The 18,763-nt window shown below is 45.3% G+C and carries 18 protein-coding genes; 7 read left to right on the forward strand and 11 right to left on the reverse strand.

The window, feature by feature from the left end:
- Nucleotides 1-45 precede the first annotated feature (45 nt).
- The 4 genes from ACO0KW_RS08070 to ACO0KW_RS08085 form a co-directional block, all read right to left on the reverse strand.
- Complete coding sequence (locus tag ACO0KW_RS08070) at nucleotides 46-963, reverse strand: aldo/keto reductase (protein WP_423052437.1); 918 nt, start codon at nucleotides 961-963, stop codon at nucleotides 46-48.
- 81 nt (nucleotides 964-1,044) lie between these two features.
- Nucleotides 1,045-1,356: a hypothetical protein gene (locus ACO0KW_RS08075; protein ID WP_423052439.1), complete on the reverse strand. Its 312-nt coding sequence runs from the start codon at nucleotides 1,354-1,356 to the stop codon at nucleotides 1,045-1,047.
- 4 nt (nucleotides 1,357-1,360) lie between these two features.
- Nucleotides 1,361-1,564 carry a hypothetical protein gene (locus ACO0KW_RS08080; RefSeq protein WP_423052441.1) on the reverse strand — a complete coding sequence of 68 codons (204 nt, stop codon included), beginning with the start codon at nucleotides 1,562-1,564 and terminating at the stop codon, nucleotides 1,361-1,363.
- Nucleotides 1,565-1,801: 237 nt separating this feature from the next.
- Nucleotides 1,802-2,692 (reverse strand): hypothetical protein, encoded by an 891-nt coding sequence (locus ACO0KW_RS08085; RefSeq protein ID WP_423052443.1) that lies wholly within the window; start codon nucleotides 2,690-2,692, stop codon nucleotides 1,802-1,804.
- Nucleotides 2,693-3,181: 489 nt separating this feature from the next.
- Here ACO0KW_RS08085 and ACO0KW_RS08090 point away from each other — a divergent pair, with 489 nt between their 5' ends.
- Complete coding sequence (locus ACO0KW_RS08090; protein WP_423052445.1) at nucleotides 3,182-3,511, forward strand: SHOCT domain-containing protein; 330 nt, start codon at nucleotides 3,182-3,184, stop codon at nucleotides 3,509-3,511.
- 482 nt (nucleotides 3,512-3,993) lie between these two features.
- On the opposite strand, the gene ACO0KW_RS08095 is transcribed toward ACO0KW_RS08090, so the two are convergent.
- From ACO0KW_RS08095 to ACO0KW_RS08105, 3 genes are all read right to left on the reverse strand, one after another.
- Nucleotides 3,994-4,650, reverse strand: coding sequence for a DsbA family protein (locus tag ACO0KW_RS08095; RefSeq protein WP_423052447.1), 657 nt, complete (start codon nucleotides 4,648-4,650; stop codon nucleotides 3,994-3,996).
- Nucleotides 4,651-4,672: 22 nt separating this feature from the next.
- Nucleotides 4,673-5,788, reverse strand: a complete 1,116-nt coding sequence (locus tag ACO0KW_RS08100; protein WP_423052449.1) for an anhydro-N-acetylmuramic acid kinase — start codon at nucleotides 5,786-5,788, stop codon at nucleotides 4,673-4,675.
- 97 nt (nucleotides 5,789-5,885) lie between these two features.
- On the reverse strand, nucleotides 5,886-7,280 hold the full coding sequence (locus ACO0KW_RS08105; RefSeq protein WP_423052451.1) for a peptidoglycan DD-metalloendopeptidase family protein: 1,395 nt from the start codon (nucleotides 7,278-7,280) through the stop codon (nucleotides 5,886-5,888).
- A 292-nt stretch (nucleotides 7,281-7,572) separates the two neighbouring features.
- Here ACO0KW_RS08105 and tyrS point away from each other — a divergent pair, with 292 nt between their 5' ends.
- The 4 genes from tyrS to ACO0KW_RS08125 all read left to right on the forward strand — a co-directional run bounded on the left by tyrS (nucleotide 7,573) and on the right by ACO0KW_RS08125 (nucleotide 12,271).
- Nucleotides 7,573-8,832: a tyrosine--tRNA ligase gene (gene tyrS / locus ACO0KW_RS08110; RefSeq protein WP_423052453.1), complete on the forward strand. Its 1,260-nt coding sequence runs from the start codon at nucleotides 7,573-7,575 to the stop codon at nucleotides 8,830-8,832.
- Nucleotides 8,829-9,299 carry a D-aminoacyl-tRNA deacylase gene (gene dtd, locus ACO0KW_RS08115; RefSeq protein ID WP_423052455.1) on the forward strand — a complete coding sequence of 157 codons (471 nt, stop codon included), beginning with the start codon at nucleotides 8,829-8,831 and terminating at the stop codon, nucleotides 9,297-9,299. The genes tyrS and dtd overlap by 4 nt, the downstream gene beginning before the upstream one ends.
- The gene (locus ACO0KW_RS08120; RefSeq protein ID WP_423052457.1) at nucleotides 9,296-9,949 is read left to right on the forward strand and encodes a histidine phosphatase family protein; all 654 of its coding nucleotides are present in this window, start codon (nucleotides 9,296-9,298) and stop codon (nucleotides 9,947-9,949) included. Before dtd ends, ACO0KW_RS08120 begins: the two co-directional genes overlap by 4 nt.
- 132 nt (nucleotides 9,950-10,081) lie before the next feature.
- Nucleotides 10,082-12,271 (forward strand): TonB-dependent receptor plug domain-containing protein, encoded by a 2,190-nt coding sequence (locus tag ACO0KW_RS08125; protein WP_423052459.1) that lies wholly within the window; start codon nucleotides 10,082-10,084, stop codon nucleotides 12,269-12,271.
- A 69-nt stretch (nucleotides 12,272-12,340) separates the two neighbouring features.
- Here ACO0KW_RS08125 and ACO0KW_RS08130 read toward each other — a convergent pair whose 3' ends face one another.
- Nucleotides 12,341-13,696 carry an amidohydrolase gene (locus ACO0KW_RS08130; RefSeq protein WP_423052461.1) on the reverse strand — a complete coding sequence of 452 codons (1,356 nt, stop codon included), beginning with the start codon at nucleotides 13,694-13,696 and terminating at the stop codon, nucleotides 12,341-12,343.
- Nucleotides 13,697-14,042: 346 nt separating this feature from the next.
- Here ACO0KW_RS08130 and ACO0KW_RS08135 point away from each other — a divergent pair, with 346 nt between their 5' ends.
- Nucleotides 14,043-15,038, forward strand: coding sequence for an aldo/keto reductase (locus ACO0KW_RS08135; RefSeq protein WP_423052463.1), 996 nt, complete (start codon nucleotides 14,043-14,045; stop codon nucleotides 15,036-15,038).
- A 119-nt stretch (nucleotides 15,039-15,157) separates the two neighbouring features.
- Here the strand turns inward: ACO0KW_RS08135 and ACO0KW_RS08140 are convergent, their stop codons facing one another.
- The 3 genes from ACO0KW_RS08140 to ACO0KW_RS08150 all read right to left on the reverse strand — a co-directional run bounded on the left by ACO0KW_RS08140 (nucleotide 15,158) and on the right by ACO0KW_RS08150 (nucleotide 17,379).
- Nucleotides 15,158-15,919, reverse strand: a complete 762-nt coding sequence (locus ACO0KW_RS08140) for a head GIN domain-containing protein (RefSeq protein WP_423052465.1) — start codon at nucleotides 15,917-15,919, stop codon at nucleotides 15,158-15,160.
- 47 nt (nucleotides 15,920-15,966) lie between these two features.
- Nucleotides 15,967-16,320: a hypothetical protein gene (locus ACO0KW_RS08145; RefSeq protein WP_423052467.1), complete on the reverse strand. Its 354-nt coding sequence runs from the start codon at nucleotides 16,318-16,320 to the stop codon at nucleotides 15,967-15,969.
- Nucleotides 16,321-16,527: 207 nt separating this feature from the next.
- The gene (locus tag ACO0KW_RS08150; protein WP_423052469.1) at nucleotides 16,528-17,379 is read right to left on the reverse strand and encodes a c-type cytochrome; all 852 of its coding nucleotides are present in this window, start codon (nucleotides 17,377-17,379) and stop codon (nucleotides 16,528-16,530) included.
- 361 nt (nucleotides 17,380-17,740) lie between these two features.
- Here ACO0KW_RS08150 and glyQ point away from each other — a divergent pair, with 361 nt between their 5' ends.
- Nucleotides 17,741-18,739, forward strand: a complete 999-nt coding sequence (gene glyQ, locus ACO0KW_RS08155; RefSeq protein ID WP_423052471.1) for a glycine--tRNA ligase subunit alpha — start codon at nucleotides 17,741-17,743, stop codon at nucleotides 18,737-18,739.
- Nucleotides 18,740-18,763: the final 24 nt, after the last annotated feature.

The following is an 18,763-nucleotide window of genomic DNA, read 5'->3' on the forward strand; positions in this document are numbered from 1 at the left end:
AGTATTTTTTAAAGTTCACAGCAAAAGCCCTCACTACAGCCAAATTTATGGCAACTCCAGCCCGGTGGCAGCACGCCACAGATCGAACCACTGCTCTCGCGATAGGTGACATTCCAGTGCTTGCACTGCTTCGGCCAACACTTTCACCCGGCTTGAACCGGTCAATACCATGGGTTTAGACGGCAAATGTAATACCCAAGAGATAGCAATAGTCGCGGGACTCAGGCCAAGCTCGTCGGCAATTCGATTTAAGACTTGATGGAGTTTTTGCCCTTGTGGATGTTGCTCGCCAAGGTCACTAAATAATCGACCACCAGCTAAAGCAGACCATATCATAGGAACCACGCGCTTACGCTGACATAAGTCAAAAGTGCCATCATAGATGGGTGCGTGCTGTAGCAAAGAACATTCAAGCTGATTTGTCATCAAAGGAAAACGTGAATCTAACAAGTCGAACTGTGCTGCAGTAAAGTTAGATACGCCAAAATATGTCACCTTGCCACTTTGCTGTAATTGCGTAAATGCCTCAGCGATTTCGTCAGCATCCATCAAAGGATCTGGTCGATGAATCAGCAGTAAATCGATCTTTTCTACTTGCATACTACGCAAAGAATTTTCCACAGAAGCGATGATATGTGAAGCGCTGGTATTGTAAATATGCGCTCGTTGTTGCGGTCTTTGTGCAGATGGAAACTGGATACCGCACTTGGTCACAATCTGAAATTGTTGGCGTAATTCCGGTGCTAATGCAAATGCCTCACCAAGCAAAGTCTCGCTCGTATAATCACCATAAATATCTGCTTGGTCTATCGTGGTAATTCCTAAGTCCAGCGCGGCTCGCAAAAATTGCACGCGCTCGGCGGGTGACATCTGCCATGAAGACAGACGCCATAGACCGAGGACAATGCGAGAAAATTCTGGTCCTTGCGGGGCAATTTTGATACGTGAACTGATCATAGACATAGCGCGTTGATCCTGTCTGAAAAAATGAAAAATGGGAGTTGTACCATTATCTTCGATTTTTCAATTCACCACCGCTATGCGCTAAAACATCTTTTTCAAACTCAGCTCATAGCTTTGCTGTTGTCGCCGCCCCATTTTGTAGGTATCTACACTCAACTGCAGCGTAAAATCTTTTTCCTTAAAATATTTCGACTGTACAAAATGATATTGCACATAATGTGCCTGGTCGCCGCTCAGATTCGATTTCAGCTGCACAGAAAGGCGTGATTTCATATCTAAAATCTCACGCGCAATGACACCAACTTCTGGCTGTACATAGCATTGCGTGCAACCGATGCGCCAACCTAGTCCCAAACCAATACCCAGTAAAGCGACAGACTTGTTTAGGATCACCGCCCTACAGCAGCCTCAATGTGGCATCAAGCTCTTTTGTCAAAGAAAAACCTGCAGCACTCAACAAAAAAGATTGGCTGCGTATATTAGCCTTTCCTTCACTGACGTGCAGTAGTGCCGACCATACTGGATGATCCGCCAGCTTCTTTTGCGCAGCGAGTTGAAAGTAAGCATCAACTTCGAGAGCTTGTGGACGTTCTAGAAGCATTGAATCAACAATGTATAAAGGCGAGTAGCAACAACAAACAGAACAAAATCACATATTATTTAGTGAGGTATTGAATAGATACTTAATAGAGGTCACACCAACAAAAAGAAGCAGGCAGCGTGAATCTGAATGAATAGGTTTTGTGCAGCGAATTAAGCTTGTGAATTACAGCATGAATAAACTCACACCTGCCGCTATAGCTGAATACAAGCTTGAATTTTGTAACAACTTAGATATTTATTGATCTACCCAATCGGATGATGATCCTTGATATTTTGATGTGCTGCGCTTAGCGACAATTATCGGATTTCCCTCGAACATAATTATTGCATTCAAATTTATTCGAACAGTGTTGTAGCGGGCTACGGCGGGGTGCATGAAGCGAAATGAGGCCAATAGAGCCTCTACAAATAATTCCACATCGGATTTTCGATATGAATTGCCATTCTGCAAGTACATTTTTGTGACGTCAGCGTTTAATATAATGTTAACGCCATATCTCGTATCTATTTCAATCGTCGAATACTTGGACATTTTTGTCTTTGCAAAAGCTTCTTGATAAGCGGCTTTTAATTCTGCATCATTTTCTAATTTTCTTGCCAGAGCGTCGACTTCATCTAAATTGATTAGGCGTGGCTTATTTCTATCGATTGCAGCATTCTTCTCAGCTTGCTCTCGGAGTCGCTGTTCGCGTTCCATAATATCGATAAGGTCTTTAATATACAGATCCTTACCCTTGATGATGGCATTATATTCATTGCTGACAAGATTTCGATTGTACTTTCGCTTCAATACAACCTGTTGATCTCCTCCAATTGAACCTACGATAGTGATAACTTCCCATCCGAAACGCCCCAAAATATCTAAACTATTTTCCAAGTCAGGAGCCTCTTGACCACTAACTAACCCTATCGATCTATAAGCCAGTGTCTTTTGCGGGCTGGCAAATAATGTTTTTCCGTAGGAAACAACAATATATTCCCATTGCTGTTCGATACCGATTGAAGAGGTCTTTTGTACTTCTGCTAAAGGAGAATTTTGTTTTGATTGAGCATGAGCTGCATTTAACGCGACAGTAAAAACAATCGGAACTAGAGTCCATCGAGCAAATTCGTCCAAACTAAACATAAATATCCTATCAAATTTTAAGGTAAATCGAAAAAACATTTCTGAGAAAAATCGATTTCGGCTACTGGGTAATGCAAAAAAATTAAAGATTACCCTCGGCAGTATGCGGCAATCGTACTAACTTGGTAAAGCGATTAGTATGGGCGATGTACATATTTAGAAAGTCGCTTTTTTAACATGTAAACGGCTAATTTTTTTACATGTAATGATGGGTAAAAACATCGTTTTTTCCTACTTCACTTTTACTTTCTTGTTCGTCGCTAAGCTACCTATTTTTTTATTGACGAGTAACAAGCTGGACATCAAACTCACTCAGGCTTTCCAATCAAAACTCAATTTAAATCAAAAGGTAAAACAAATATGTGCAAGTCCAAATTCTTGGCAGTTCTTTGTGTTTCAATTTATCTGAGCGGGTGTGCAAGTCCGCATGTCGTGCAAGCGACCAAACCCACTGACAACATGCTCAGCTGCAATCAGATAGAGATAGAGATGAATGAGGCAGCACGATTCCGCACTGAAGCAGAGAAAGAAAAAGGAGTTACTGGTACAAACATTGCCGCCGCTTTGCTATTCTGGCCTGCAATGATTGGAACATATTCAAACGCGAATGAAGCTATTGCAGCGGCTAACTTACGCTCATCGAATTTAAGCACTCTCTACCTTCACAAGGGATGCTCACAAGGTGACCAGACAGGGAACGTTAAGGGTGGATCGACACCCGCGCAGAAGCTCGTCGAACTTAAAGGCCTATTGGATAAAGGCCTGATCACGAAAGAGGAATATGAAACTAAGCGCGTAAAAATAGTGAGTGAGATGTAATAGAACTCAGCACTAGCCAATCGTTAGTACTTAAACTGCGATTGGCGAATGGATAGGAAAGCTAAATTAGGGGGATTTCTCGAAAACTATTACTATGCTTTTGTTGAATATCAAAGCAAAGGAATCGCACATTGGAACTTTAACGACCACAATGTGCCAAAGATGAAAAAGCTGGCTTGATAGTTTTTAAGGGGCTTTCTCATAGGAGCACATTAGTTTCCTAGCGCTTGTGTTTTGTCGTTCAAAATAGATGCGCAACCAGACAATGCAAACACCGCGAACAAAGAAGTCAATAAGACAGTTTTTTTCATTAGAGAATTTCCAATCTTTTTAGATTTACGTTTTTCAAAAAATTTTGAAGCGAAATTATATATCGAACAATGTTATTTGTTTAATTTTAATTGACGAATATTTATACTTTATTCAGAATTTTTTGATTTAAATAATTAAGTTGAGAATAAAATTGAAAACCAAGTTGAAAACTAAGTTCGTTTAAGAACATCTCGAAAACTATCGGTCAGCTCTTGCACTTTGGTATAGCCCGAACTTAGGGTATGCAAGCCGTCTTCCTTCACCAATAGCAACATAGGAAAGCCGCGTACACCCCAGCGTTGAACTTGCTCGAAATGTTGACGCGTTTCGTCTTTGCTTTCTGCGGAACGCAAGGTTTCTAAAAAGCTGACAACATCGAAAACATCGCTGTTTTCATAGGCATTCAAAGCTTGCACTGCAACTTCCGCTAAGACCATTTCATTCGTCACATCTTTAGCTTCAGCATAAAACGCCTGCTGTATTGCCTGAAAAACTGCGAAGTTAATCTTAGTCGGCAAGTCTTCCGTTAAGATTTTTGCGGTAACCACTGCCCGGCATGCTGGTTCGGTATCATAGATAAAATCAGGCTTATCAAGACCTGTCATATCAAACGGTAATCCACTCGCTTGTCGCACTTTTTCCCAGTGCGACAAAATCATTTCACGTTGATCCGCATCCATGCGCTGCGTGTTGTAAGCGCGTAATCCACCCAATACGATATCAAGTTCAACATCGGGAATTTCCGCTAAAAACTTCTGTAACTCATGACTAAATCCGTAGCACCAGGAGCACATAGGGTCGGCAATATAGAGGAATTTATTTGTCATACGATTTATCCGTCCGAGTCAATTATGCAGGGTATAAAGCACCGAGAATTCGTTCACCACGCGCTGCGGTAACATCGCTAAGATTGCCTGACTGACGCTGAACAAATCGTTGCGCCAACCAGGCAAAGGCGAGTGCTTCTACATGATGAACTTCAACGCCGAGAATCTCAGTAGTATCCCAATGCACTTGCGGCAGAGCCTGTGCTAAAGCGTGCATCAGGCTGGCATTATATGCGCCGCCGCCACACACGTAGACAGCGGTACATTCTGGCGCGAACTGACGTATTGCGTCCGTAATACTTTGGGCGGTAAACGCACATAGAGTCGCTTGCACATCGACCGCAGCGAGGTGCGCAAAAGCTTGCAATTTTTGTTGCAACCACGTTAGATGAAAAAGGTCACGCCCTGTACTTTTCGGTGGAGATTGACGCAAGAAAACTTCGTCACTCAGGTTAGCCAATAACTGCTGGTCAGGTTTACCTTGCGCTGCCCAGACACCGTTCGCGTCATAGGCTAAGCCCTGATGCTGCTGTATCCAAACGTCCATCAAGACGTTGCCGGGGCCGGTATCAAATCCTGTGGTGCGACCATCCGCATGCAACACACTGATATTACTGATGCCTCCGATATTCAACACCACGCGGCACTCTCCCGTCTTAGCAAACACCGCACGATGAAAGGCAGGCACCAGCGGTGCGCCCTGCCCACCGGCAGCAATATCACGGCTGCGAAAATCAGCGATCACATCAATTCCAGTCAATTCAGCCAATAGAGCGGGATTATTAGTTTGACGGGTGAAGCCTAATTCAGGCCTATGTCGTGTCGTTTGTCCGTGCACACCTATCGCTTGAATGTGTAAAGTCGGATGTTGTCGGCACAATACCGCCACGCATTGGGCGTAAATACTGGCTAATTGATTTGCTAACAAAGCTTCGCGTTCAATTTCATTGTCGCCAGCTTGCTGTAAGCTCATCGCTTGCTGTTTCAATTCTGCAGAAAATGGAATATGCGCGCTCGCCAATAGCTGCATGGCGGCGTGATTATATTCTCCTGCACTGTCAGGTAAGGCGACCAATACACCATCGACCCCATCCAAGCTGGTACCTGACATCAGGCCTATGTAATTTTTGAGATTCATTGAATTTGTCAGTTCTATGTTTTTACTGCAGCAATCAATTCTAAATTTTTGACAATAAAAAAGCCGAACTAGGTTCGGCTTTTTACAACTTGAGAATTTAGCGCGCCGCCATCAACGCTGCTGAGTTTCGTTCTGGTCGCAGTAAATCAAAACGATGCCCCATGTCTGCAGCGACCACTCTGAAACGCGTCAATTCATGTGCTGCCAGTGCAGCAGCGCTTTGTACGCTGATGGTATTCGGATCACGTGGTTCATTATTCACACGGAATTCATAATGCAGATGCGGTCCAGTTGACCACCCTGTAGAGCCCACATAACCAATCACTTGACCTTGACTGACGCGCGTGCCTTTACGTGAACCCGGTGCAAAACGACTCATGTGCGCATACGCGGTACTGTAACCATTCCAGTGCTTGACGATGACCATATTGCCGTAACCGCCTTGTGGACCTGCATGTTCAATCGTACCATCGGCGGAAGCACGAATCGGTGTACCGCTGACTGCTGCAAAATCAATGCCTGTATGACGTTTCCATTTACCGGAAATCGGATGGACACGCATAGAAAAACCAGACGATACGCGAGAGAATTCCAACGGTGATTTCAAGAAAGCTTTTTTCAAAGACTTACCATCAAAACTATAGTAACCACCTTCGCCAGCGCCTTCATCAAACCAGACCGCTTGCGCTAATTTGCCAGAATTTTTAAATTCACCGGATAACAAACGACCCGTTTTAACTAGTTCACCATTCAACCAAAATGTTTCGTACACCACATTGAAATAGTCGCCACGCTGTAAACGACGAAAATCAATACTGGTTTCAAACATTTTGACGATTTGATCAGCAATTGGTGCTGGAATTAAAGCTTTATCCGTTGCCACGAAAAGGGACGATTGAATATCACCTGAACGCATTTCTATACGGCGCTCTAACTGCTCAACGACCTCCGTCGCTTTAAAGCCATTTTGTTCATTGCGTGACACTAATAAAGTCTTAGCGCCATTGTCGTTGCCATCTAAACCTACTCGCAACCACTCTAGCGTACCTTCATCGGTAGTCTTCACACGAATAGATTTGCCAGCGCGGGCTTGTAAGACACTGCGTGCGACAGGATCTGTTTTCAAGAAGTTTGCAGCATTCACGTCATCGACGCCCAAACGCTGCAATAACGATGCAAGGCTATCGCCACGCTGAATCTTTTCTTCTTTGACATAATGCTGTTGTTGCAAAATAATCTTAGAAATTTGCTCATCCAAAGATGGCATCTGCAATTCTTGACTAATTGTTTTAACAGGAAGATTGGCGGCGTCAGGTGCTAAAGGAGCAACACCGACCGCACCGACTGCACACACAGCAAAGAACAGGCCAGTGAAAGGAATCACACGCGAAGCACGCATACCGCGCAAATTCGCAATACTGATTGCAATCAAAGACTGGGCTTTAACTTGTGTAGTTGCAGCTAAATGACGGAATTTATCGGATAAACGCATGCAATAAGTTAAAATTGATGTTTCGCTGCCGGATCTTGGGGCTGGCAGTTAACAGAGTGTTAGCAAACCCACTCCTTTTATTTTTATTAGCTTAAGGTGGGGCTTAAAAATTGTCGCCTGATTGTAAAGCAAACGGCGAATAATGCAAGCTGCCGATTATGCGAGGAGCGCACTTTTTTCGCTAGCTCTGTTACAAAACTTTTTAATCTTATTTGATCTCGTTTGATCCATCTTGAATTTTGTTTAAATATTTCGTTTAAATATTTTGTTTAATTAATTAGCTGAATAAATCATGACTTCGCCACAACACAATGACAAAGCGCCAGGCGCGACCACTCTTTTGCCACTTTCCGATGCGGTGCAGCATGCATTAGCAGTTACCAAGCGTGGCGTGGATGAACTCTTGATTGAATCCGAATTCGCGCAAAAACTCGCGCGCAGCGAAAAATCGGGCAAGCCATTACGTATTAAACTAGGACTTGATCCTACAGCCCCGGATTTACATCTTGGTCACACCGTGGTGCTAAATAAAATGCGCCAACTGCAAGATTTGGGACACACGGTCATTTTCCTGATCGGCGACTTCACCTCCATGATTGGTGATCCATCCGGCCGCAATGCTACGCGTCCACCCTTGACCCGCGAGCAAATCGAAGCCAACGCCCAGACCTACTTCAAGCAAGCATCGTTAGTCTTAGATGCAAGCAAAACTGAAATTCGCTACAACTCTGAATGGTGCGATCCACTTGGCTCCCGTGGCTTAATTCAATTGTCATCAAAATACACCGTGGCACGCATGATGGAACGCGATGATTTCACCAAGCGCTTTAAGGCAGGCACGCCAATTTCTGTGCATGAATTCTTGTATCCATTAATGCAAGGTTACGACTCTGTCGCCTTGCATGCAGATCTGGAGCTGGGTGGCACTGATCAAAAATTTAACTTGCTGGTAGGTCGCGAATTACAAAAAGATTATGGTCAAGAGCAGCAGTGTATTTTGACCATGCCTCTATTACAAGGCTTGGATGGCGTCGAAAAGATGTCCAAGTCCAAGAACAATTACATTGCGATTACTGAGCCAGCAAATACGATGTTTGCCAAAGTCATGAGCATTTCTGACGAAATGATGTGGCGTTACTATGATTTGCTCTCATTCTGCTCTTTAGAACAAATCGCACAATACAAGAAATCCGTCGCAGAAGGACAAAACCCGCGCGATATCAAAGTCGCCATCGCCCAAGAAATCGTGACGCGCTTCCACAGCAAACAAGCGGCAGAAGATGCCTTGGCGGATTTCGTCAATCGCTCTAAAGGTGGGATTCCCGACGACATCGCTGAAATCACATTGAGCGGCGCACCCGTCGGTATCGCACAATTGTTGAAGCAAGCAAATCTGTGCGCCTCCACCTCTGAAGCCATGCGTATGGTTGACCAAGGTGGTGTACGCATTGATGGCGCAGTGATCAGCGATAAACAATGTCAAGTCCAAGCTGGCACGGTTGTACTGCAGGTCGGTAAGCGTAAATTCGCAAAAGTGACGTTGACGGCATGATCGCTTTACTGCAAAGAGTTACGCAGGCCAGTGTTGTCGTTGAGGGCGCAACGATAGGCGCCATTAATGCAGGTTTGATGGTGCTGATTTGCGCTGAACGCCATGACACAGAAAAAGATGCTGCGCAATTACTAACGAAATTGCTTAGCTATCGTGTATTTTCCGATGAAGCTGGCAAGATGAATCGCAGCGTCACTGACGTGCAAGGTGGCTTGTTGTTAGTACCCCAATTCACCTTGGCAGCCGACACGCAATCCGGTACCCGCCCCTCATTCACACCCGCCGCACCACCTGAATTGGGTAAACAATTATTTGACTATTTTGTTGCGCAGGCACGCAGCAAACATGCGGCAGTTGAGACCGGCCAATTTGGCGCGGACATGCAAGTCTCGCTCACCAATGATGGCCCGGTGACCTTCTGGTTACAAACCAAATCCAAGTCAGAAAAATCAGAAAAATCAGCGTGACCGAAATTTTATTAATACGCCACGGCGAAACCGCCTGGAATGCTGTACGCAAATTACAAGGGCATTTAGATATCCCGCTAAATGCCGAAGGACGTCGCCAAGCAAAAGCCTTGGCCACAGGTTTGCAACAAGAGAAACTCACTGCGATTATCTCCAGCGACTTACAACGCGCCATACAAACCGCCGGCGAAATCGCTAGACTGCAAGGCTTGCCAACCCGCATTGATGCAGCATTACGCGAACGTTGCTTTGGTGATTTTGAAGGTAAGTTGTATAGCGAATTACCAGAAATTTACCCCGAAGAATACGCACACTGGCGTCTGCGTGACCCTGATTTTCATTTCCCGCCGAAACCTGATGACAGCAAGAATGTTGGCGAAAGCATCCGTGAATTTCAGCATCGAACATTAAACTGTATTGTGCATTACGCAGAACAATTCGCGGGTCAAAAAATCGCCTTAGTCGCCCACGGCGGCGTACTCGAATGTGCGTATCGCGCCGCGATGAATTTACCCTTAAATGCCGAACGCACGATTACGATTTTCAACGCGAGCATCAATCGTTTTTCCTACCAAGGCGGACGCCTATCATTGATCAGTTGGGGTGATATTGAGCATTTGGGTGACGCGATGTTGGATGAAGTGAATTAAGCAAAATCAATTAAATTCGGCCAAACGCAAAAAAAGTGACCTCCTATAAAAATAGTAATTAAAAATTGACCGTTTTGCATGCATGAAAGAAAATAGTGAATTGAAAAATAGCCTCAATCACGCCGACATCTCATGCCAACACTCGCAAGCCAATTTTCTATCCTATCCACCTCAGGTTTTCTATTTCTGTCTTCAATTACATCGACACATGCACAAGAGAGCAAGGAGGTCACGCCAGAGATAAAAGTAAGCCCAGTAGAAACAAAAGACAAGCCACAACAAGTCGACATCAAAGCTAAGAGCGAAGTCGATAATGCTAAGCGTGATACCGCAGCAAAGACGGTTATTACGAATGAAGTATTAATGCGCTTTGGCGACACCAATATTAACGACGCAATGAAACGGGTTCCAGGTGTTCTTGTCGTTAAAGATCAGCTACAGCTGCCGGGCATGAATGCGGGTTACACACAAATTTTAATTGATGGCGAACCGCCGCGTGGCATTGCGATTACCGACTTGCCCATGAATATCATTGATAGAGTAGAAATCTATCGCGGCGGTAACGCACAGTTCAGTAGTCAAGCAATGGCGGGGACAATTAATATTGTTTTGAAGAGGGTGCCGAGCAACACGCAGGCACAGATTAAAGCGAATATTGCAAATAGTTATAAAACTACCAGCGGACTCGAATGGCTCGCATCCGATAAGCATAAAAATCTATCTTATTCTTTATCGCTCAACATAAGGGATAGTGGCGGAACACTATCTGGACCAACATTTATTGCTAACGATTTTCTTGATGATACAAACCAAACCACTCAAAAATACGTGCAGATAATGAGGAGAGATGCTAACGCATACTCGCTCCGTATCAATCCACGCGTTAACTACAACTCTGAGGCTGGCACGACACTCACCTCAACCTCGTCACTGATACTTAATCGTGTTGGTTTCATGAGCAAGTCGGAATATGATTTTCAATTGGGATCGCCCCTCCCAATCGGAAAAATATTACGGGATTATCGAAGCGATAGCAACTTTGGAAATACAAGCTTACGCGTCTTAAGCAGTACGGGTGACTTGAAGCTCGATATTATTGCAGGCGTCAATTTATCCACAAGCGCGAGCACTTCCAAAGACCGAACATTCGATCCACGAGACAAATCCTTTTTTGATCGGAATGTCTACACTCATCGCAAGACAAGCGCCTACAACAACACTGGAAAAATCACAGCGCCAAGCAGCGAAGCACATGATATTGTCGGTGGCTGGACTGCTTCAAAATCCCTAGACGATACTCACAGGAAAGAAACACAATGGAATTATTTACCTGTTTCAACGACTGAGGATTTTCAAGCCACCCGCGCTGTTATCGATAAAGTTGCCTTCTTCATTCAAGATGAATGGAGATTTCGCAAACAATCATCCGCCTATTTCGGCTTGCGTTGGGAGTCAATCAAAATAGTGAGCAATGGCACGCTACAGGAAAAGTTGCAGCATCAATCGACTATACTCAGCCCCATTGTTCAAGGCTTATGGCAACTCAATCCAGATAACACCGATCGCCTACGTTTAGGCTTGTCTAGAAGTTTTCAGGCGCCTGCGGAAATTCTCTTGGTATCACCAATTTATAAGTCTCTGAACAATTCTATTCTATCGACAAATTTTCGAGGAAATCCGGCCTTACGATCAGAATTAGCGTGGTCACTCGATGCTGCGTATGAACATAATGGGAACAATGAGTGGAACTATACGATCCGCAGCAAATTTCGCAGAATTTCAGATTTACATAGGGAAAGTATCAGTTTTTACGCAGATGCATGGTGGCGAACTTTTATCAATGCGGGTGATGCCATCAGTAAAAGCTTAGAATTCGACACACAATTTCCGCTCAAGTGCTTCATCGAAGGTGCCCCGAATATAGATATCAGTTTTGACCTCAATAAAAATTGGTCTAAGGTTTATTATCTTCCGGCGCCGGATAATATTCTAAGCCCGAATACTGTCAACGCGAAACTGAGTATGGATTTTCGTGCCAAGAATTTACCTCTAACTTTAGGATACAACCTCCGCTATAGCGATAGCCATTGGCAGCAAACCAGCGCTAGTGAGCGCAGCTTCTCGACAACACCGCTTGAACTTGATTTGTATTTTTTATGGAAATTGAATCAGAAGACACTCTTACGTGCTTCTGTTGATAATCTACTGAAACGCCAATCGCTGTCTTTGTCAGAACAACGGTTCTCAGATTTACGCACATCAAGCAATTCCTTCAGCCCCGTCTATCGCAAGTTATCTTTGAATCTCGAACACAAATTTTAAATCCTTTTAACACAAAAAAAGCCGCTCGATAAAAATCATCAAGCGGCTTGGATATCTAAGACCCGTCTACTATTTCTTCAACAAATCCATCAAAGCAATCACACTCGCTTCCACTCCAGCTCGCACTGCCGGCTCAGGTGTAATTTTGAAGATTGGACTGTGATGACCCGGCACCGCTGGCCCGCCTTTGCTTTCTCGTTCAAAGTCTTCCTTAGGTGTTCCACCGATGGAAAAATACACGCTAGGAATATACGGATCACTGACGAAGAATGGGAAGTCCTCCGCCCCCATACCGTCGCGCATTTTCGGTTTAGAAAAAGCGTCTTTACCTAGTTTTTCAGTCCAGACTTTTTTCAAGTGCTGAGTTAAGGGAATGTCATTGAGCGTTGGCGGTGTTGGCGTGTCGCGTTCAAATACTTCCGGCAAGAGATTTTCTGGCAAGCCTGCGGCACGCCCTGTATTAATCGCAACGCGCTTAATAGCGGACAGCAGTAAGGCGCGCGTTTCTTTGCTTTCACTGCGCACACTTAATTGCAGCTTTGCCTCGTCGGAAATGATGTTGGATTTCGTGCCTGAATGGAAGGAACCTACCGTGATCACCGCTGGCTCACGCGGCGCGACTTCACGTGTGACGATGGCTTGCAGGGCCATTACAATTTGCGCGCCGATCACCACGGGATCTTTGCCCAAATGTGGATAGGCGCCATGCGTACCAACGCCGTGCACAATAATTTCTACCGTATCGACACCTGAATAGGGCGAACCTTCTTCTGCTGTGATCTTGCCCGCTTCCGAGCCAGAATCGACGTGGAAGGCAAGCGCATATTTAGGCTGGCCGAAGCGTTTCCAAATCTGATCTTTCATCATCAACGCGGCACCACCAACGCGCTCTTCTGCCGGCTGACCAACCAACATCAACGTACCCGACCATTGATTTTTGCGTGCGGCCATTTGTACCGCAGTGCCGACTAAACTAGTGATATGCACATCATGACCACAGGCGTGCATCACGTTTTGTAGTTTACCGTCGGGATCTTTTTGCTGCACTTTCGAGGCGTAGGATAAACCCGTTTTTTCTTCGAGTGGCAGACCATCCATATCAGCGCGTAACATGACCAGAGGGCCTGGCCCATTTTTTAGCATCGCCACTACACCAGTTTTGCCTACACCTTCCGTCACTTCAAAGCCGGCCGCGCGTAATTCTTTGGCGAGTCTGGCGGAGGTGTTGGTCTCCATAAAAGACAGTTCGGGGTTTTGGTGAAAATACTCGAACAAGGGTTTGAGTTGCGCGTTGTAATTTTTGGCGATAGCGAGTTTCAATTCGCTGTCTGCAGCAAAAGCGGCGCTACTGAAAGCAGTAGCGATTGCCATTGCCAGACCAAAAGGTCGCAAACTTTTTGGGATAAACTGCGATGTCGATTTCAAGATGATTTCTCCAGTCGGTTAATTGAAAAATACTGTTGGATTGTGCCTGAATAGCGCCAGGACACTCTTGTTTTATTGAGGACATAGAGATGACTTTGGTCGAGAAACAACAAACCAAAAACTGACTAGCCAAATAATCTAGTCAGAGACTTATCAAGACTTAGTCAAAAGCTTTTGTTAACCGCGCAGGTGCGCATTGGACCTCCATTGGGCTCCCGCCAGAAAATCTTTACTCCTTATAACTCAGCTATGTAACCACCTGGATCTGTGCTTTGCACCGAGAAAATATCGCCTAAAGAAAATTGGATTACACTTTCGCACTCCACATTCTTAAATAAGGACGCGCATGAACACCACACTGCTTCGACAACGTCGCCTTGGTACGCAGGGCTTGAGTGTCTCCGCAATCGGACTTGGTTGCATGGGAATGAGCGACGATGCTTATGGTCAGGTAGATCATGCTGAGGCGGTTGCGACTTTGTATCGCGCGTTGGAATTGGGCGTAAATTTTTTGGACACAGCGGCGGTGTACGGTCCATATCGCAACGAAGAATTTTTAGGCCGAGCACTACGAGGCCGTCGCCAGGAAGTTGTATTGGCGACCAAGTTTGGTTTTCGTATCGAAGAAGGTGAGGTGACCGGAGTAAGCAGCGATCCACACCAGATTCGTGAAGTCGTCGAAGGCAGCTTAAAGCGGCTCAATACGGATTACATCGATTTGCTATATCAACACCGTATCGACCCCGAAGTGCCCATTGAAGATGTCGTTGGCGTTATGGCAGATTTGGTCAAAGAAGGTAAGGTTTTGTATTTAGGTTTATCAGAAGCTGGTGTCAGCAATATCCGGCGAGCCCATGCGGTGCATCCCATCAGTGCGCTGCAGAGTGAGTATTCTTTATGGGAACGCAATCTTGAGCTCGATGTGTTACCGGTCTTGCGTGAGCTCGGAATTGGTCTGGTACCATTCGCGCCATTGGGACGCGGTTTTTTAAGCGGTAATATGAAACGTGCCGAGGAATATCCAGAAAGCGACTTTCGTCATCTTGATCCACGCTTGCAGGGAGAGAATTTTGATCTCAATATGCAAGCGGCACAAGCCGTTCACAAGCTCGCGCACAGTAAGCAAGTCACTGCGGGACAAATTGCCCTCGCCTGGGTGATGCAACGAGGTGACGACATCGTCGCCATCCCTGGAACTAAGCGTCGAAGCTATTTGGAAGAAAATGTCGGCGCAACCAAAATTCAGTTGAATCAAGAAGAAATGGCGCAGTTAGAAAAGGCGCTAAGCCAAGTGGCGGGGTCGCGTTATAGTCCAGAAAGAATGGCGATGGTTGACAGGTAACTCACAATCCACGGCCAGTGTGCTAAGAGGTAGCTCTGATCTAAGAACGAGAGCAGACTATCAATGTGAGAATCTATACTCAGATACCACCACGATAGTCTGCATTCACGAAAACAAAATTATGGCTGCGCACCTTTGCGCGTGACACTGCCGGAACCACCAATCGATTTATTCACACGTGGATCGCCGTAATAGCTGACATTGCCCGAACCACCAATACTGACGTTTAAATTGTCACTTACCCAGGTTTGTACTGAACCTGAACCACCGATGCTGATACGCACATCTTTCGCGGCTAAACGGGAGAGATCCAATTCGCCCGAACCACCAATTGAACCGGAAATCTGTGGCACACTTCCACGTGCTGTGAAGTTGCCGCTGCCACCAATCGCCACTTTCAGAGTCTCTGCTTTGAGGTCAGTCACTTCCATCTCGCCGGAACCGCCTATCCGCAATTTCAGATCGGTACTGACAATTCTGTCGCTCTTCACGCTGCCAGAGCTTTCTAAGGCAAAGTCATCCAAATTTTTGAAGTTCACGACAACCACAAGATTGCGTGTTTTTGGATAGACGTTCTTTTCTTTAGAGCGAATTTTCAAAGTATTGCCTTCGACTACCACTTCCAATAGCGCTTGAATATTGTCATCGGTTTCTATCTGCACGCCCTCCTGCGTACCTTGCTTTAATTCCACTTTGCCGGGTACGGATATCTGTATCGCACGAAAATCCTTGGCGGGGCGATCTTGTTTGATAATCTTGCCAGAGCCTTCGACACCTTTGCCCCACCAGCTACTCCAGTCGGCTGAGGCAGGCATCGCGGTAAATGCGGTCGTGAGTAAAGCCAAACTCAAAAAGTGACGGCGTAAATGAGATGTAGACATGATTTCCTCTTTGATTAACGAAATGCTGCGATGCGTGTATGTCTGGCTTAAACAGTTTTCTTACGTGAGCTACGAGAAATCAAAGCGAACAAGCCGTACAAAATCAAGAATGGAATCATCAAAGGCAATAAGGCGAGCGCGAACGAACCTAATACCGCACCTAAAACAACCACCATTACTAGGGCAACTACCGCCAAAATTAAACCCGTGAGACTTAAAGCAAAGAAGAGCGCGCAGATCCCAACCGCACAAGCAATCAAGAACCCGGCAAAACCGCCGATATCACCAATCTCTTCACCGTCGATGACGATGTGTGAAGTATCCAAAGATAGATAGCTCAAAAATAACAGAGTAAAAATAATAGCGATTGCGATAAAAATATTGCGTTGATTAGTTTTCATTTTAGTTCCCCTTTTTTAACTACCGAATGATTACTGATGACTACCTGTAGCGATAAGTGCTTTTTGTTTTTTGCTGAGTACTTATCGGATGTTTGTAGTCTAAGCATTCATCCTCGACGCTTCCAGTGGATTGCGACAGACTGCAAAAAAGGGGGAATAGATCGTCATTTGCTCTGACTTTCGCATTCGCTTTTGCTATTTCCGCTTTTATTTTGATTTACGCTGGCTCGCCATGCGCTTCAAATAGGTGACTAAGTCATCGAGCTCTTGCTTAGAGAGAGTTTGTTCATCGAACCTCGGCATTAAGGACTGTTTCCAGCTACGGACGGATCCCGGCTGGCGTATTAGCTGGCGCAAAAACGGCTCACGCAAGTATTCAGTCGGATTAAACGGCAGATTCAAATCTGGCCCGATTGCGGCATCACCGCCGCCATTCATCGTATGGCACACCGCACAATTTTTGATATAGACCTGCATGCCACGCATTGCTTGGGTATAGCCAGCTTGTGACTTAGGCAGTGGAACGATCTGCGGATGTCTTTGCTGTAAAGGCAATTCAACGCTGATTTTGACAACTTGGTACGGCCATTGTTCATTCGTGATTTTGCCTGCGGTCGGGTTTAACCACACCAAATAGAAGGGACCTGCACTGGCAGTGTTAGCAGGATTATCTGGTTTAACTGATGGCCAAGCTTGGTCCGGCATTTCGACCGCGAGGTATGGCTGCCCTGCCCCCACCAAATCACGACCCGCGATGTTCGCCACAAAGCCGTCCAAAGCAACAAATTGCACCGAGCTATATTGACCAGCATCGGGCATCAATTTGGAGAACGGTACGGCACGGTAATGCATGCTGCGTTGATAAGCAGAGTCTTTTGCGATGGAGATATTGACCGCTTCTGCCAAAAGTCTTTCGCGGCTCCATTGTGTCACCTGGGTACCAGTCTTAACTTCCAAAACGGCTTCCTGTGCTTGAGAAAGCAATGAGATCCCAGCCAAGCTAATCAGTAAAGATGTACCTACACCCCATGACTTAAGTGACAAATACAGATTTTTCATGCCTATCCCTACAATGAACAATGAATAATGAATAATAAAAAAGGAGAACCAACGTATAAGCACCGCAGGCAATTTATTGATTAAGGTAACACTTGAGCCAAGGCAAAAGTGCTTCGCGCCAGAGTCTCGAAAGTATAGGCTAACTGACAAAAAAAACTTCTTTGAGATGCAGCTTGACGACAGGTTTAGAAAAGTTCCTAGAAAAAGCATGGAATTAGAGTGAAAAGCTAGGGTAAAGCCGTCGAATCATGACAAAAAAAGGTTAAAATTAAAGGTTTATAAATTCCTTAATTCCGTGCGGCAATGTCGATTCCTGTGCGAGCGAATTAAGTCACCATCCAGCAAAAAAGGCAGAAGAGCTATGCTCACTTTTCAACAAATCATTTTGACTTTACAAGACTATTGGGACAAACAAGGTTGCGCGTTGTTGCAACCGATTGATATGGAAGTGGGTGCGGGGACTTCACACACAGGTACTTTTTTACGCGCGATTGGCCCTGAGCCTTGGCGCGCAGCCTATGTGCAACCATCACGCCGCCCTAAAGATGGACGCTATGGCGAAAATCCGAATCGCTTGCAGCACTACTATCAATACCAAGTCGTACTGAAACCAGCACCAGAAAATATTCTGGATCTCTACCTTGGCTCTTTGAAGGCCTTAGGCTTGGATTTGCAACAAAACGATATTCGCTTTGTAGAAGATGATTGGGAAAACCCAACACTGGGCGCGTGGGGCTTGGGATGGGAAGTCTGGCTAAATGGCATGGAAGTGACGCAATTTACTTACTTCCAGCAAGTCGGCGGCCTAGATTGCAAACCTATTCTCGGTGAAATCACTTACGGCATCGAACGTCTGGCGATGTATTTGCAGGGCGTAGAAAACGTCTACGATTTAGTCTGGACTGAGCGAGAAGAAAATGGCAAAACTGTGCGCTTGTCGTATGGTGATGTATTCCACCAAAACGAAGTGGAACAATCCACTTTCAATTTCGAATATTCGAATACGGATTTCTTGTTTTCTCTGTTCGGCAATTACGAATCTGAAGCGAAACGCTTATTAGAAATTACAGAAACAGTCACTGAAAAATCTTTGGCTTTACCCGCTTACGAAATGATTTTGAAAGCAGCACATACTTTCAACTTGCTCGATGCACGCGGTGCGATCTCGGTCACTGAACGTGCGGCGTATATCGGACGTATTCGTAATCTGTCACGGGCTGTTGCAGCTGCTTACCTGTCGGCACGTTACCAACTCGGTTTCCCTATGTGTGCGGAAGATGATCAGCATAAACGCGAGGTCGTCGCGGCCATCGAAGCACAATTAGCGAAAGCCGCCGCACAAGCCACTGCTACTAACTAGATTAAATAAGCAAACAATACAAAC

The sequence above is a fragment of the Undibacterium sp. Ji22W genome, assembly GCF_049340305.1.
GTDB lineage: Bacteria > Pseudomonadota > Gammaproteobacteria > Burkholderiales > Burkholderiaceae_D > Undibacterium.